The organism is Mesorhizobium sp. LEGMi-168a (assembly GCF_058312955.1).
In genome coordinates, this window is sequence record NZ_JBZEGV010000016.1 from 141,662 (window position 1) to 153,461 (window position 11,800).

Here is an 11,800-nt window from a genome sequence, read left to right on the forward strand (position 1 = left end):
ACGCATGAAGAGAGGGGCCATGATACTTTATGACATGATCGACAGTGGCAATTGCTACAAGCCGCGTCTGTTGATGGCAAAACTCGGCATTCCCTTCACCCGTGTCGAAGTAAGCTCGCATACCGGCGAGACGCGCAAGGCCGACTATGTCGCCAAGAACCCGAACGCGATGGTGCCGCTGCTCGAGCTCGACGATGGCCGGCGCATCGCCGAATCCAACGCCATCCTGCTCTATCTCGCCGAAGGTACGCGCTTCCTGCCGGCCGACAGATATGAGCGGGCGCTGGCCTATCAGTGGCTGTTCTTCGAGCAATACAGCCACGAGCCCTATATCGCGGTGCGCAAGGCGCTGCTCACCTTTCCGGAGAGGGCGAAGGACGCCACGCCGGAGCGGCTGGCGCAGACGCTGGAGCGCGGCAACAAGGCGCTCGGCGTGATGAACAAGCATCTGGAGCAGAACGCCTTCTTCGCCGGCAGCGCCTACAGCGTCGCCGACATCGCGCTCTATGCCTACACCCACACCGCCGAGAAGGGGGGCTTCCAGCTCGACGCCTATCCGGCTGTCGTGGATTGGCTGAAGCGGGTGGAGGCGGACAAGGGGCACGTGCCGATCGAGTGGCAGTCTTGAGGAATTCTTTCGCGCGACGTCAGCGATTGGCGAAAGCTTCGGCGATGGCGTCCTTCTCCCCGTCTCTATACGGGGAGAAGATGGCGGCAGCCAGATGAGGGGCGGCGCCGGCCTCTCGCGTTGATTTGCTATCTGGATTCCAGCGGAGCAAACAAAGCTTATCCCGATCCGTCGCGCTGCCCCTCATCGCCCTGCCGGGCACTTCTCCCCGTATAGAGACGGGGAGAAGGAAGCAGCTTCGCCGGCTTCGCCAAAATCCAGGCAACAAAAAAGGCGGGCAATGCCCGCCTTCCTATGCCGGTAGCCTGATTGCGAGCGTCTGGTCCGGGCTGGCAGCTATCTGCTGTTCCAGCTTGTCGGGTCTTCCGCTCCGGCGCGCTTATCGCGCGACCGTCAGTACATCCGTGACTTGCCGCGCGCCCCGAACCTTCGTCCGGCGCGCGCCATCGCAAAAATCAGGCTGCCTTGCTCAGAGATCCTGCAGCGGACTTGCCGGTGCGGCGGTCCTGCTCGATCTCGAAGTTGATCTTCTGGCCTTCAACGAGGCTGGTCATGCCAGCGCGCTCGACGGCGGAGATGTGGACGAAAACGTCCGCGCCGCCATTGTCGGGCTGGATGAAGCCGTAGCCCTTGGTGGCGTTGAACCACTTGACCGTACCAGTTGCCATGTAAAATACCCTTCACATTTGCTTCGTTTGACCGGACCAAAGCCCGGCCGGTGGTATCGAAATTTTGGAGACGTCAGCAAACGCGAAGATCGCGAGGCCCGATCGATCGGCCAAATTCAATGCGCCGGATATAGTATGGTTCGCGGACGAAAACAAGATGGAGTTGCCGATGCGCGCCGCGACCGCGCTTAACGCGCGACCGTGGAAGTTTTGCGGCCAGGCGCGCGTTGTGGTGGAAAAGAGACGCTCGCTGTTGAGGGAGAGGATCATGAAGAGAATTCTGCTTGCCGCCTGCCTGGTGCTGGTGGCCGCCGAGGCGCAGGCTGTCTCGCGCTATGACCCGACACGCATGAGCTGCGATCGCGTGCAGGCGACGATCGCCAGGCAGGGCGCCGTCATCCTGCGCTACCAGTCGACGCGCGTGCCGGGACTGCCGCTCTATGACCGCTATGTGCGCGACGAGCGCTTCTGCAACATGGGCGAGGTGAGAAGCCGGGCCTATGTGCCGAGCGCCGACACCAGGTCCTGTCCCGTCTATGTCTGCAAGCGGCCGGACTTCGAGCGGCATTTCCGGCGCCGCCTCTTCCCGCAAGACTAGAACAGCCGACGTTCGGCGAGCCTGTCAGAAGCCGAATGATGCCTGCGCGGCCGGCGGCGGGCCGACGCGCACGCCTTCCATGGCCAGCATCTTCTCCTTGGTGGCCGAGCCACCGGGAGCCGAGAAGCCACCGATCTTGCCGCCCGCGGCGAGGATGCGGTGGCAAGGAATGACCAGCGGGACCGGATTGGCGCCGAGCGCGGCACCGGTTTCGCGGGCGAGGCCGGCATGGCCGGCGCGCTTGGCCAATTCGCCATAGGTGGTGGTCTCGCCGAAACCGAGCCGGCGCGCGGCGTCATAGATGGCGAGGCGGAAGTCGTCGACGCCGTCCAGATCGACCGGCACGCCGGAGAAATCGACATCCTCCCCGGCCGCATAGGCCTTGATCGAGGCGATCAATTCGACCACCCATTTCGGCTGCTCGGTGGAGCTTGAAACACCGGCATGGCGAAACAGCCGGCGCTCGACCGCTTCGCGGCTGCGTTCGGGCAGGCAGAGCCGGATCAGGCCCTTTTCGCTCCAGGCAATGCCCATGAAGCCGATCACTGTTTCTAACACTGCGTGGCCGGCCGTGATCGGTGATGCGTTTTCCATGGTGCGCTCCTTTCCGCAAAACTGCGAAAAACGGGTACATGAACAGTACAGATAGGGAACAATATTGCAGTTCGCACCGAGTCCCGCCACCCGAAAACTGCTTAGGGCCGCTGATTGCCGACGAAGAATCGCTGGTGTAAGGACTTTTTAACAACCGACAATCGGACCTGCAGGGCTTGGCAGCGAAAATCATCCTCACCGCGATCGGCGTGCTCGTTGCCGCTGCCGGCCTCAGCGGTTGCACCTCGACCTCGCAGATGAAGGCCACGCCCGCGCTCGCGGCGGCCTCGACGCCGGCCGTCGAGGACGACACACCGACCGTCGCGCTGCCCGAAACGGTGGCCGTGCTGCCGGAGCCTTCCGGCCTCGCGCAGGTGCAGACGGCGGCGCTGACCGGCGATGCCGTGGCGCTGGCGACGACGCCTGGGGCGACCGCGTCTGGAGCGCCCGCGACGCATGACGCGCTTTTGCCGCCACCGGCGCAGCCAGGTGCTGCACTTCCGCCGCCTGCACAGCCTGCCGCGTTCGCCGGCTCGACGCCCGTCGCCGGCCAGTTTCCGCCGCCGCCGGTGCTGATGGCCGGCGGGTCGCCGACCGGCCCCGGTTCGCTCAAACAGGCGGCCGTCTACCAGACTGCCGGCGTTGCCATGCCGGTCACCGGCCAGTCGGCAAAGGTGGCGCCGATGCCCGGCGTCCAGCAGGCCGCCTATGTGGTGCCGCAGAACCCGGCGCTGCTTGCCCAGCCGGGCCAGCCCGAAGCACATGCTACCGGGCCACGCGCCGAGATCGAGCGGCTGATCGAGAAATATTCGGTAATCTACGAGGTGCCGGTCGATCTGGTGCGCCATGTCGTCAATCGCGAGAGCACCTTCAACCCGAAAGCCTACAATCACGGTCACTGGGGGCTTATGCAGATCAAGCACGCGACGGCGCGCGGCATGGGCTATGACGGGCCGGCGAGCGGCCTCTTCGACGCCGAGACCAATCTCAAATACGCGGTCAAATATCTGCGCGGCGCCTGGCTGGTCTCTGGCGGCAACGCCAAGCGGGCCGACACGCTCTACCAGACCGGCTATTACTACGACGCCAAGCGCAAGGGCCTGCTCGAGGCGACGGGCCTCGGCGCGGACCGCCGCCGCCTGCAGCCTGGCGCCTGAGCGTCCGGCCGGTACGGGCCGCCCAAGAAGGCACAGATGCTTTAGGGCAGGGACATGCATGAAAATCCAGGTCCGCGCCCGCCTGCGCCCAACGATGTCCGCCTTCGTAAGCTTCTCGACGACACGCTGACCGCGCCGCATTGGCCGGAAGGTTTCGTCATGCGCCCGTTCGAGCACAGGGATGCGCAGGCGCTGCATGCGCTATTGGAAGAGGTGTTCGACGATGGCGCTGACGGCCCGTTCGACGAATGGTGGGAGCGTATCTCCGCTGATGCCGAGTTCGACCCAGACCTCTGTTTCCTCGTGATCGACGGCAAGGGGCTGCTGGCAGGCGCGGCGCTCTGCTGGACGTCCGGCTTCGTCAAGGATCTTGCCGTTCATCCGGACTCGAGAGGGCTCGGGATCGGCGAGGCGCTGATGCGGCATGTCTTCCTGACCTTCCGCGACAAGGGCGCCGCCAATGTCGACCTCAAGACCAACACGGTGAAGAACACCGCCGCCTTCAGGCTTTATGAGCGGCTCGGCATGATCCCGGTCGCCTGGGAAGGCTAGCTACTTCCACATCTGCTGAACGTTTCGCGACCGAATGCGCGGCGGCATTGTGAACCGCTTCACACAAGCTGACGTTAGGACATGCTAATGCGTCGTGGTGCCGGGCGGCCGATCGGCGGATCGACGCTGGCAAGGCGTCGGAGGAGGCTGTGCCGGCATGCGTCAGCCACTCCAAGGCGGGCTCCGGGGCGGCGGGTTTCGGAGCCCGCCCGCTTTGGCTTGAACTCCGCTCACCCATCCAACCAGATTGCACTCTTGCGCGCTTCGGTCAGGAACCGGCGCGCCGCTGGTCCATGCCGAATGGCTCATATTGGAACCCAAGGCGGCGCTCCGCATTCAAATGCTGGGTGGGCATCTGATCGACGCGCGCAGTCTCCGTCGCCGGCTCCAAAGGGAGGTCCACCGCCATGAAGTCTTTCCACGCCTTTCTTGCGCTCGCGGCCGCCACCATGCTGGCGGTGGCCCCAGCGCGAGCCGTCGACCTGTCGATCGTCTCGGGAGACACCGGCAGCGGCATCAAGGTGCTGCGCGAGATACTCGACCAGTATGAGAAGCAGAGCGGCAACAAGGTCAACATCGTCGTCATGCCGCCGTCGACGACCGACCAGTTCGGCCAGTACAAGCTGTGGCTCGCCGCCGGAAACACCGACATCGACGTCTACCAGACCGACGTGATCTGGGCGCCGCAGCTCGCCAGTCAGCTCGTCGACCTGACAGCGGCGACCAAGGATGTCGTGGCCAAGCATTTCCCGTCGATCATCCAGTCGCAGACGGTCGACGGCAAGCTGGTGGCGCTGCCGATCTTCACCGACGCGCCGGCGCTCTATTACCGCAAGGACCTCCTCGACAAATACGGCGCCAAGGTGCCGACCACCTGGAAGGAGCTGGCCGATACCGCGAAGCTCGTCATGGACAAAGAACGGGCCGCCGGCAACAAGGACATGTGGGGCCTCGTCTTCCAGGGCAACGCCTATGAGGGGCTGACCTGCGACGCGCTCGAATGGGTGATGTCGAATGGCGGCGGTCAGATCATCGAGCCGGACGGCACCGTCTCCATCAACAATCCAAAGGCGGCGGCCGCGCTCGATATGGTCAAGGGATGGATCGGCACCATCTCGCCGCCGGGCGTGCTCGCCTACCAGGAAGAGGAATCGCGCGGCGTCTGGCAGACCGGCAATGCGGTCTTCATGCGCAACTGGCCCTACGCCTATGCGCTCGGCAACGGCTCGGACGCGCCGATCAAGGGCAAGTTCGACGTGGCGCCGCTGCCGGCCGGCACGGGCGAGGGCGCGCGCCCGGTCGCGACGCTCGGCGGCTGGAACCTTGCGGTCTCCAAATATTCGAAAAACCCGGACGCGGCGATCGACATGGTCAAGTTCATCGCTTCGCCCGAGATGCAGAAGTATAGGACGCTGAGAACCTCCAACCTGCCGACCATCCAGACGCTCTATGACGATGCCGACATCGCCAAGGAGCAGCCGATCATCCCGCGCTGGAAAGAAGTCTTCCTCGACGCGGCGCCGCGGCCCTCGGCGGCGGTGAAGATCAAGTACAACGAGGCCTCGAGCCAGTTCTGGACCGCCGTGCACAAGACCTTGTCAGGCGAAGGCAGCGCCACCGACAATCTCGCCGACCTCGAAGTGACGCTGACCAAGCTGAAGGGCAGCGGCTGGTGACCGCGACGCCGGCAGAAGCTGGCTCGGGCATCCGCGGCGGCAAAGCAGAACGAGCGCCTGAAACAGCCATCGCCCGGCGGCCGAGCTCGCGGCTGATGGCGCAGCGCGTGCGCTCGGCCTGGCTGTTCCTCACGCCGATGCTTCTGGTGCTTGCCGCCGTCGCCGGCTGGCCGCTTATCCGGACCGTCTATTTCAGCTTCACCGACGCCTCGCTGTCGGACCTCGACGCTCGCCAATGGGTCGGCTTCGCCAATTATTTCTCGATGCTGAGCATGCCGAGCGGCCGCACGCTCTATGACGGGCTGCTCGTCGACCCGGTCTGGTGGCGGGCTGTGTGGAACACGGTGCGATTCGCGGCTGTCTCGGTGATCTGCGAGACCATCCTCGGCATGATCGTCGCGCTGGTGCTCAACGCCGAGTTCCGGGGCCGCGGTATCGTCAGGGCGGCGATCCTCATTCCCTGGGCGATCCCGACGATCGTCTCGGCCAAGATGTGGCAGTGGATGCTCAACGACCAGTTCGGCATCATCAACGTCGTGCTGCTCAATCTCGGCCTGATCCATGCCAAGATCGCCTGGACCGCCAGCGCCGACACGGCGATGGTCGCGGTGCTGATCGTCGACATCTGGAAGACGACGCCGTTCATGGCGCTGTTGATCCTCGCGGCGCTGCAGATGCTGCCGCGCGAGATCATCGAGGTCGCCAGGCTCGACGGCGCCAATCCGTGGCAGATCTTCTGGCGCGTGACCCTGCCGCTGATCCGCCCGGCGGTGATGGTGGCGGTGATCTTCCGCGCGCTCGATGCGCTGCGCATCTTCGACCTGATCTATGTGCTGACGCCCAACAACGTGCAGACCAAGTCGATGTCGGTGTTCGCGCGCGAGAACCTGTTCGAGTTCGACAAGTTCGCCTATGGCTCGGCCGCCTCGACGCTGCTGTTCCTGATCCTGGCGCTGCTCACCATTTCCTATATCCGGATCGCCCGGATAAGCCTGGATGGAGGACGCTGATGGCAATGCTGAAACGCGCGGCCCTCTATCTGCTGGTGGCGGGAATCGTCTTCATCGCGGTCTTCCCGTTTTACTACGCCATCGTCACCAGCCTGAAATCGGGGACAGAGCTCTTCGAGGCCAGCCTCTGGCCGCGGACGATCAGCCTCGCCAACTACCGGACCGTGCTCACCGAAGGCACCTTCCTGCGCAACCTCGTGAACTCGCTGGTCGTCTCGGGCGCCGTCGTTTTGATCTCGCTGCTGCTTGGCGTCACCGCCGCCTATTCGCTGGCGCGCATCCGTTTTCGCGGCCGCTCGGCGCTGATGCTTGGCATCCTGTCGGTGTCGATGTTCCCGCAGGTGGCGGTGCTGGCCGGCCTGTTCGAGATGATCCGCTGGGCCGGCCTCTACAATTCGCTCATCGCGCTGATCTTCTCCTACATGATCTTCACGCTGCCGTTCACCGTCTGGGTGCTCACCACTTTCGTGCGCGACCTGCCGGTCGAGATCGAGGAAGCGGCGATCCTCGATGGCGCGACGCCGTGGATCATCATCACCCGCGTCTTCCTGCCGCTGATGTGGCCGGCGCTGGCGACGACGGGAATGCTCGCCTTCATCGGCGCGTGGAACGAGTTCCTGTTTGCGCTGACCTTCACCTCCAACAATGCGCAGCGCACCGTGCCGGTGGCGATCGCGCTGCTTTCCGGCACCTCGCAGTTCGAGATCCCCTGGGGCAACATCATGGCCGCGTCGGTGATCGTCACCGTGCCGCTGGTGGTGCTGGTGCTGATCTTCCAGCGCAAGATCGTTTCCGGGCTGACGGCCGGCGGCGTCAAAGGCTAGAGCAATTCCAGGAAAAGTGTGAAACGGTTTTCCGTCCGGAATTGCGTCAAAACAAAGAGATAGAGCGGTTTGCCGTTTCTGTGAAACGGTGAACCGTTCTAGACGCGACAGAAAGAAAGCGGCGGCGGCACGCGCAAAAATGTCGGAAGCAGCCGGGACGATACGTCCTTCGGTCGTAGTGCAACCCGCGCCGGGACGCCGGCGCGACGGCCAAGGAGAAAGCCATGATCACCTTTCCCAACGAATCCGCCAAATATCGCGCCGCCCGCGAAAAACTGCTGCAGAAGGAAATCGAGCTGCGCCGCGCCATGGAAGCCGTGGCCGTGGCCAGGCGCAGCCTGCCGCCGGGCGGGCTGGTGCCGCGCGACTATGTCTTCGACGGGCTGGACGGCGAGGGGAGGGTGACGCGGGTCAGCCTCTCGGACCTGTTTCAGCCGGGCAAGGACTCGCTGATCCTCTACCAGATGATGTTCCCGCGCCATCCGCAGGAAACGCGCGAGGTGGCGACGAGCGGCGAGACCGCGAGGCTCGCCAGGCAGGACCAGCCATGCCCGTCCTGCACCGCGCTGCTCGACCAGTTCGACGGCGCCGTCGGCCATCTGGAGGCGGCGGGCTTCAACTTCGCCGTGGTGGCCAAGACCGCGCTCGACAATCTGACGGCGCTCGGCCGCGACCGCGGCTGGAAGAACATGCGGCTGGTCTCGTCGGCCGGCAACAGCTTCAAGCGCGACTACAATTCCGAAACCGCCGACGGCGCGCAGATACCGCTGCTTTCGGTGTTCCGCCGCGATGATGACGGTATCCGCCATTTCTGGTCGTCGGAGCTTGGCTTCGCGCCGCCGGAGCCCGGCCAGGATCCGCGCGCCATCGGCACCTGCGAGATCCTGTGGAACCTGATGGACTTCACCCCGGAAGGCCGCCCGGACTGGCACGAGCAGCTGCAATATTCCGGACGCGCCGCGGAAGCATCCTGCCACTGAGGGCAGGCGGACGGCACCGGCGAGCCGACGCAACCCCGACGCCGGTGCCGCGTTGGATGTCCGAGGGGCTGTTCCGGATCGGAGACTTCAGATGAGAACGCTTCTGCCCCTGGCCGCCGTCGCGCTGCTTGCCGGCGCGCCGGCCGCCCTTGCCCAGTCGGACGATGCCAACCCGGATGCGGTCGGCCCCATGGTGACCGAGAACAAGGTCGACACCCAGACCTTCGTCACCACCGTGCCCAACGCCAACGCGTTCGAGATCCAGTCGAGCAAGCTGGCGGAGGAGAAATCATCGTCGGACGACGTCAAGGCCTTCGCCGCCCAAATAATCGCTGACCACACCAAGGCCGGAGAGGATTTGAAGGCGGCGATGAGCCAGGGCCAGACGACCGCCTCGATCAAGCCCGCCGGCCTCACGCTGCAGCCGAAGGAGCAGCATTTGATCGGCGAATTGAAGAGCGCGAGCGGCAAGGATTTCGACCAGAAATACATCCGGATGCAACTGGACGCGCACAAGGACGCGGTCGCGCTGTTCAGCACCTATGCCAAGTCGGGCGACGACCCGGCGATGAAGGAATTCGCCAAGAAGACGCTGCCCACGCTGAAGATGCACGAGAAGCATGTGAAGGAGCTGGCGGTGGCGCATCAGGGGTGAGGTGAAGCTCCCCCTTCTCCCCTTGTGGGAGAAGGTGTCGCCGAAGGCGACGGATGAGGGGTGTTGGAAGAAATGAGACAACTGCGATTGTGCGTCTTCTCCGCATTTATGGGACGGTTGTAAACAGGCGCATCGCCAAGCTGGAACACCCCTCATCCGACCGAGCTTCGCTCGGCCACCTTCTCCCACAAGGGGAGAAGGGGGAGCGCACCGGCCCACGAACAAACGAGCAGCACTCATGCCCAAAATCGACCTATCATCCGTCCTCCTCCGCAAAGGCTCCGGCTAACCCGCGCCCTTCGACCGGCCCTGCGCCGAGCGCACCCGTCGCCGCCTTGGCGACGCCGGCGGGCTGAAGGATTTCGGCGCCAACCTGATGACGCTCCCGCCGGGCGGCTGGTCGAGCCAGCGCCACTGGCACAGCCATGAGGACGAGCTGTGCTGGAGGGCGAGCTGACGCTGATCGAGGACGGCGGCGAAACGCTGCTCAGCGACTGCGCGACCTTCGCCAAGAACAGCGGCAACTGCACATGATCAACCGCTCATCGGTGACGGCGCGCTACCTTGAGGTCGGCTCGCGCAACCCGAACGATGTCATCACCTGCTCCGACATCGACATGATGAGCCCGAGTTCAGATGGGCGGTTTTTGCACAAGAATGGGACGGCGTAAGCGGGGCAGGGGTGAAGAAAGCTCCCCCTTCTCCCCTTGTGGGAGAAGGTGTCGCCGAAGGCGACGGATGAGGGAGTGTTGGACGGATCGCCAACGCCTCATTTCTTCCAACACCATTCCGAACTCGCTTCGCTCGACCACTTTCCGTCGGACGAGCATAACGCTTTGCAACTAAGCTGAACGTGCGTCGCATTGGAATCACTAGCGGGGGTGTCATGAAACTAAGACAGCTGATTTCCGATATCATTGTAGAGTTGACACGACTTCAGAGCGCAGCTCTGCCTCCTTGGAGGGAGGATGATGATTTTCCGTTTCCGCGAATGATTGCCGTAGATGGAGAACGGACGCTCTACGTTTCGAAAAAGATAGATAATCTAATCGATTTAGTGTCGCTTCAAATACATACGAGTGATCGCGAATTAAGCAAGCGTGTGGGAAACTCTGAGCTACGCTCGATTGTTCGGACCGGCCTTGGCGGCAATAGATCTGGACCACGATGTTTCTGAAAACGCGAATATAACGCTCTCTAGCGTTAGAGATTTCATCGAACAGTCCATCAATAGTGAACAATTGCGCCAAGAGCACTGCTTTGGTTGCACACTGTTCAGCAGGTTGTCTGTTCCGGTTTTCGTGGTGGGCTCCGTGCGTTTCGAGGCGCGCGCAGAATGGCTAAGGAGAAAGACGGCCGAAGGCAATGTGAGCCTTATTACTCATCGGCGCGTCGAAAAGGTTTGGTCTGGAGTTAAGCTAAGAGCTCGAAAACCTAGCTTCGAGAGTATGGGCGAACAGGATATCCTCGATGCTATCGGCGATTGCCCGTACGTCTGCAGTGTGACAACGGATGGATACAGCTTGGGGTTAGGGCGTGAGAAGGCACTTATTGCTGCCCGACTGGCCCTCACGTCAATCGCGCTGCTGTGGCAGACGCCCTCGAAAAGACTCGATGGCTTTAACTTATGCTACGATCGGGCGGTTCATTCCCAAGTTGCGGTGGCGTTCCATGAAAAAAATATCCTTACGAGCCGAACGAAGCTTCACTTGACGGTCGATGGTGATTTCAATCGAGAAAAATGGGATGCGCTGATAGATAAAAATAGGAACTATTTTTCGGTTATTGAAGAACTAATAAACTACAGTCTGTCGCTCGCAGATGTGTTGCGGCCAAATCTCATGCGCTCCCTTTTCCATGCGTTCGTTTGGTTTCATGAAGGTTGTCGAGATCGCTCGCCGCTCATCGCTATTGTAAAATTTGCGGCGACGATGGACGCCCTTGCGTGTGGCGATAGGGAGAATGGAATTCTGAGCTTGTTCGAGGCTCGCCTTGGCTTAAAAGGTGACGCTCGTGTTTTTTCAGACGGAACAACATTAAAGAACGCAGTGTCGGCTATCTATGGCTACGGACGAAGCCGTACGATTCACGGTAACAATGACAGAATTGGAACAGATTGGAGCAACAATTCTGCACGCGCCGAACAATTAGCGCGCCTGTGCTTGATTTATTGTATAGAATGGGCAGCCAAAAATCGTGAAATTGACAATCCGAAATTGATGTCGAAGACCGGTACGAAATAAAATAAACGTGGTTGCATTTCTGCGAAGAGTTGGCACCAAGCTGGAACACCCCTCATCCGTCTCGGCGCTGCGCGCCGATCCACCTTCTCCCACAAGATCCCATGATGAGTAGTGGACAGCGGCTTGTGTGAGATCAGAGTCGGTTTGCTACCAACCACTCTGAAGGGGATTGCCATGACAGCAGAACCAGCCTCGCCACTTGCCGCCATCCGGGT

At 62.4% G+C, this 11,800-nt stretch carries 14 protein-coding genes and 1 pseudogene; 11 read left to right on the forward strand and 4 right to left on the reverse strand.

The genetic code is table 11. The features are described from left to right. Nucleotides 1-19 precede the first annotated feature (19 nt). Nucleotides 20-628, forward strand: a complete 609-nt coding sequence (locus AC4FWB_RS21020) for a glutathione S-transferase family protein (protein WP_491028171.1) — start codon at nucleotides 20-22, stop codon at nucleotides 626-628. 455 nt (nucleotides 629-1,083) lie between these two features. Here AC4FWB_RS21020 and AC4FWB_RS21025 read toward each other — a convergent pair whose 3' ends face one another. Together AC4FWB_RS21025 and AC4FWB_RS21030 are read right to left on the reverse strand one after the other, a co-directional pair. Then, nucleotides 1,084-1,296 carry a cold-shock protein gene (locus tag AC4FWB_RS21025; RefSeq protein ID WP_140821395.1) on the reverse strand — a complete coding sequence of 71 codons (213 nt, stop codon included), beginning with the start codon at nucleotides 1,294-1,296 and terminating at the stop codon, nucleotides 1,084-1,086. 12 nt (nucleotides 1,297-1,308) lie between these two features. After that, a complete protein-coding gene (locus AC4FWB_RS21030) occupies nucleotides 1,309-1,566 on the reverse strand; it encodes a hypothetical protein (RefSeq protein WP_491028172.1) in 258 nt (85 codons plus the stop codon). Here AC4FWB_RS21030 and AC4FWB_RS21035 point away from each other — a divergent pair. Beyond that, the gene (locus tag AC4FWB_RS21035; RefSeq protein WP_491028173.1) at nucleotides 1,565-1,894 is read left to right on the forward strand and encodes a hypothetical protein; all 330 of its coding nucleotides are present in this window, start codon (nucleotides 1,565-1,567) and stop codon (nucleotides 1,892-1,894) included. The genes AC4FWB_RS21030 and AC4FWB_RS21035 overlap by 2 nt on opposite strands. A 24-nt stretch (nucleotides 1,895-1,918) precedes the next feature. Here AC4FWB_RS21035 and AC4FWB_RS21040 read toward each other — a convergent pair whose 3' ends face one another. Next, nucleotides 1,919-2,488: a methylated-DNA--[protein]-cysteine S-methyltransferase gene (locus AC4FWB_RS21040; protein WP_491028174.1), complete on the reverse strand. Its 570-nt coding sequence runs from the start codon at nucleotides 2,486-2,488 to the stop codon at nucleotides 1,919-1,921. A 176-nt stretch (nucleotides 2,489-2,664) separates the two neighbouring features. Between AC4FWB_RS21040 and AC4FWB_RS21045 the strand changes: the two genes are divergently transcribed. Further along, nucleotides 2,665-3,645 (forward strand): transglycosylase SLT domain-containing protein, encoded by a 981-nt coding sequence (locus tag AC4FWB_RS21045; RefSeq protein ID WP_491028175.1) that lies wholly within the window; start codon nucleotides 2,665-2,667, stop codon nucleotides 3,643-3,645. A 54-nt stretch (nucleotides 3,646-3,699) separates the two neighbouring features. Continuing rightward, a complete protein-coding gene (locus tag AC4FWB_RS21050) occupies nucleotides 3,700-4,197 on the forward strand; it encodes a GNAT family N-acetyltransferase (protein ID WP_491028176.1) in 498 nt (165 codons plus the stop codon). 268 nt (nucleotides 4,198-4,465) lie between these two features. Here AC4FWB_RS21050 and AC4FWB_RS21055 read toward each other — a convergent pair whose 3' ends face one another. Further along, nucleotides 4,466-4,606, reverse strand: coding sequence for a hypothetical protein (locus tag AC4FWB_RS21055; RefSeq protein ID WP_491028177.1), 141 nt, complete (start codon nucleotides 4,604-4,606; stop codon nucleotides 4,466-4,468). Between AC4FWB_RS21055 and AC4FWB_RS21060 the strand changes: the two genes are divergently transcribed. The 7 genes and pseudogenes from AC4FWB_RS21060 (at nucleotide 4,605) to AC4FWB_RS21090 (ending at nucleotide 11,585) form a co-directional block, all read left to right on the forward strand. Further along, nucleotides 4,605-5,873, forward strand: a complete 1,269-nt coding sequence (locus AC4FWB_RS21060; protein WP_491028178.1) for an ABC transporter substrate-binding protein — start codon at nucleotides 4,605-4,607, stop codon at nucleotides 5,871-5,873. The genes AC4FWB_RS21055 and AC4FWB_RS21060 overlap by 2 nt on opposite strands. Before the next feature lie 95 nt (nucleotides 5,874-5,968). Further along, on the forward strand, nucleotides 5,969-6,883 hold the full coding sequence (locus AC4FWB_RS21065) for a carbohydrate ABC transporter permease (RefSeq protein ID WP_491028189.1): 915 nt from the start codon (nucleotides 5,969-5,971) through the stop codon (nucleotides 6,881-6,883). After that, nucleotides 6,883-7,707, forward strand: a complete 825-nt coding sequence (locus tag AC4FWB_RS21070) for a carbohydrate ABC transporter permease (RefSeq protein ID WP_491028179.1) — start codon at nucleotides 6,883-6,885, stop codon at nucleotides 7,705-7,707. Before AC4FWB_RS21065 ends, AC4FWB_RS21070 begins: the two co-directional genes overlap by 1 nt. A 224-nt stretch (nucleotides 7,708-7,931) precedes the next feature. Further along, entirely contained in the window at nucleotides 7,932-8,687 is a 756-nt protein-coding gene (locus tag AC4FWB_RS21075; protein ID WP_491028180.1) for a DUF899 family protein, read from the forward strand. A 91-nt stretch (nucleotides 8,688-8,778) separates the two neighbouring features. Further along, nucleotides 8,779-9,342 (forward strand): DUF4142 domain-containing protein, encoded by a 564-nt coding sequence (locus tag AC4FWB_RS21080; protein WP_491028181.1) that lies wholly within the window; start codon nucleotides 8,779-8,781, stop codon nucleotides 9,340-9,342. 238 nt (nucleotides 9,343-9,580) lie between these two features. Further along, a pseudogene (locus AC4FWB_RS21085) lies at nucleotides 9,581-10,013 on the forward strand (cupin domain-containing protein). A 471-nt stretch (nucleotides 10,014-10,484) separates the two neighbouring features. Continuing rightward, nucleotides 10,485-11,585: a hypothetical protein gene (locus AC4FWB_RS21090; RefSeq protein ID WP_491028182.1), complete on the forward strand. Its 1,101-nt coding sequence runs from the start codon at nucleotides 10,485-10,487 to the stop codon at nucleotides 11,583-11,585. Nucleotides 11,586-11,800: the final 215 nt, after the last annotated feature.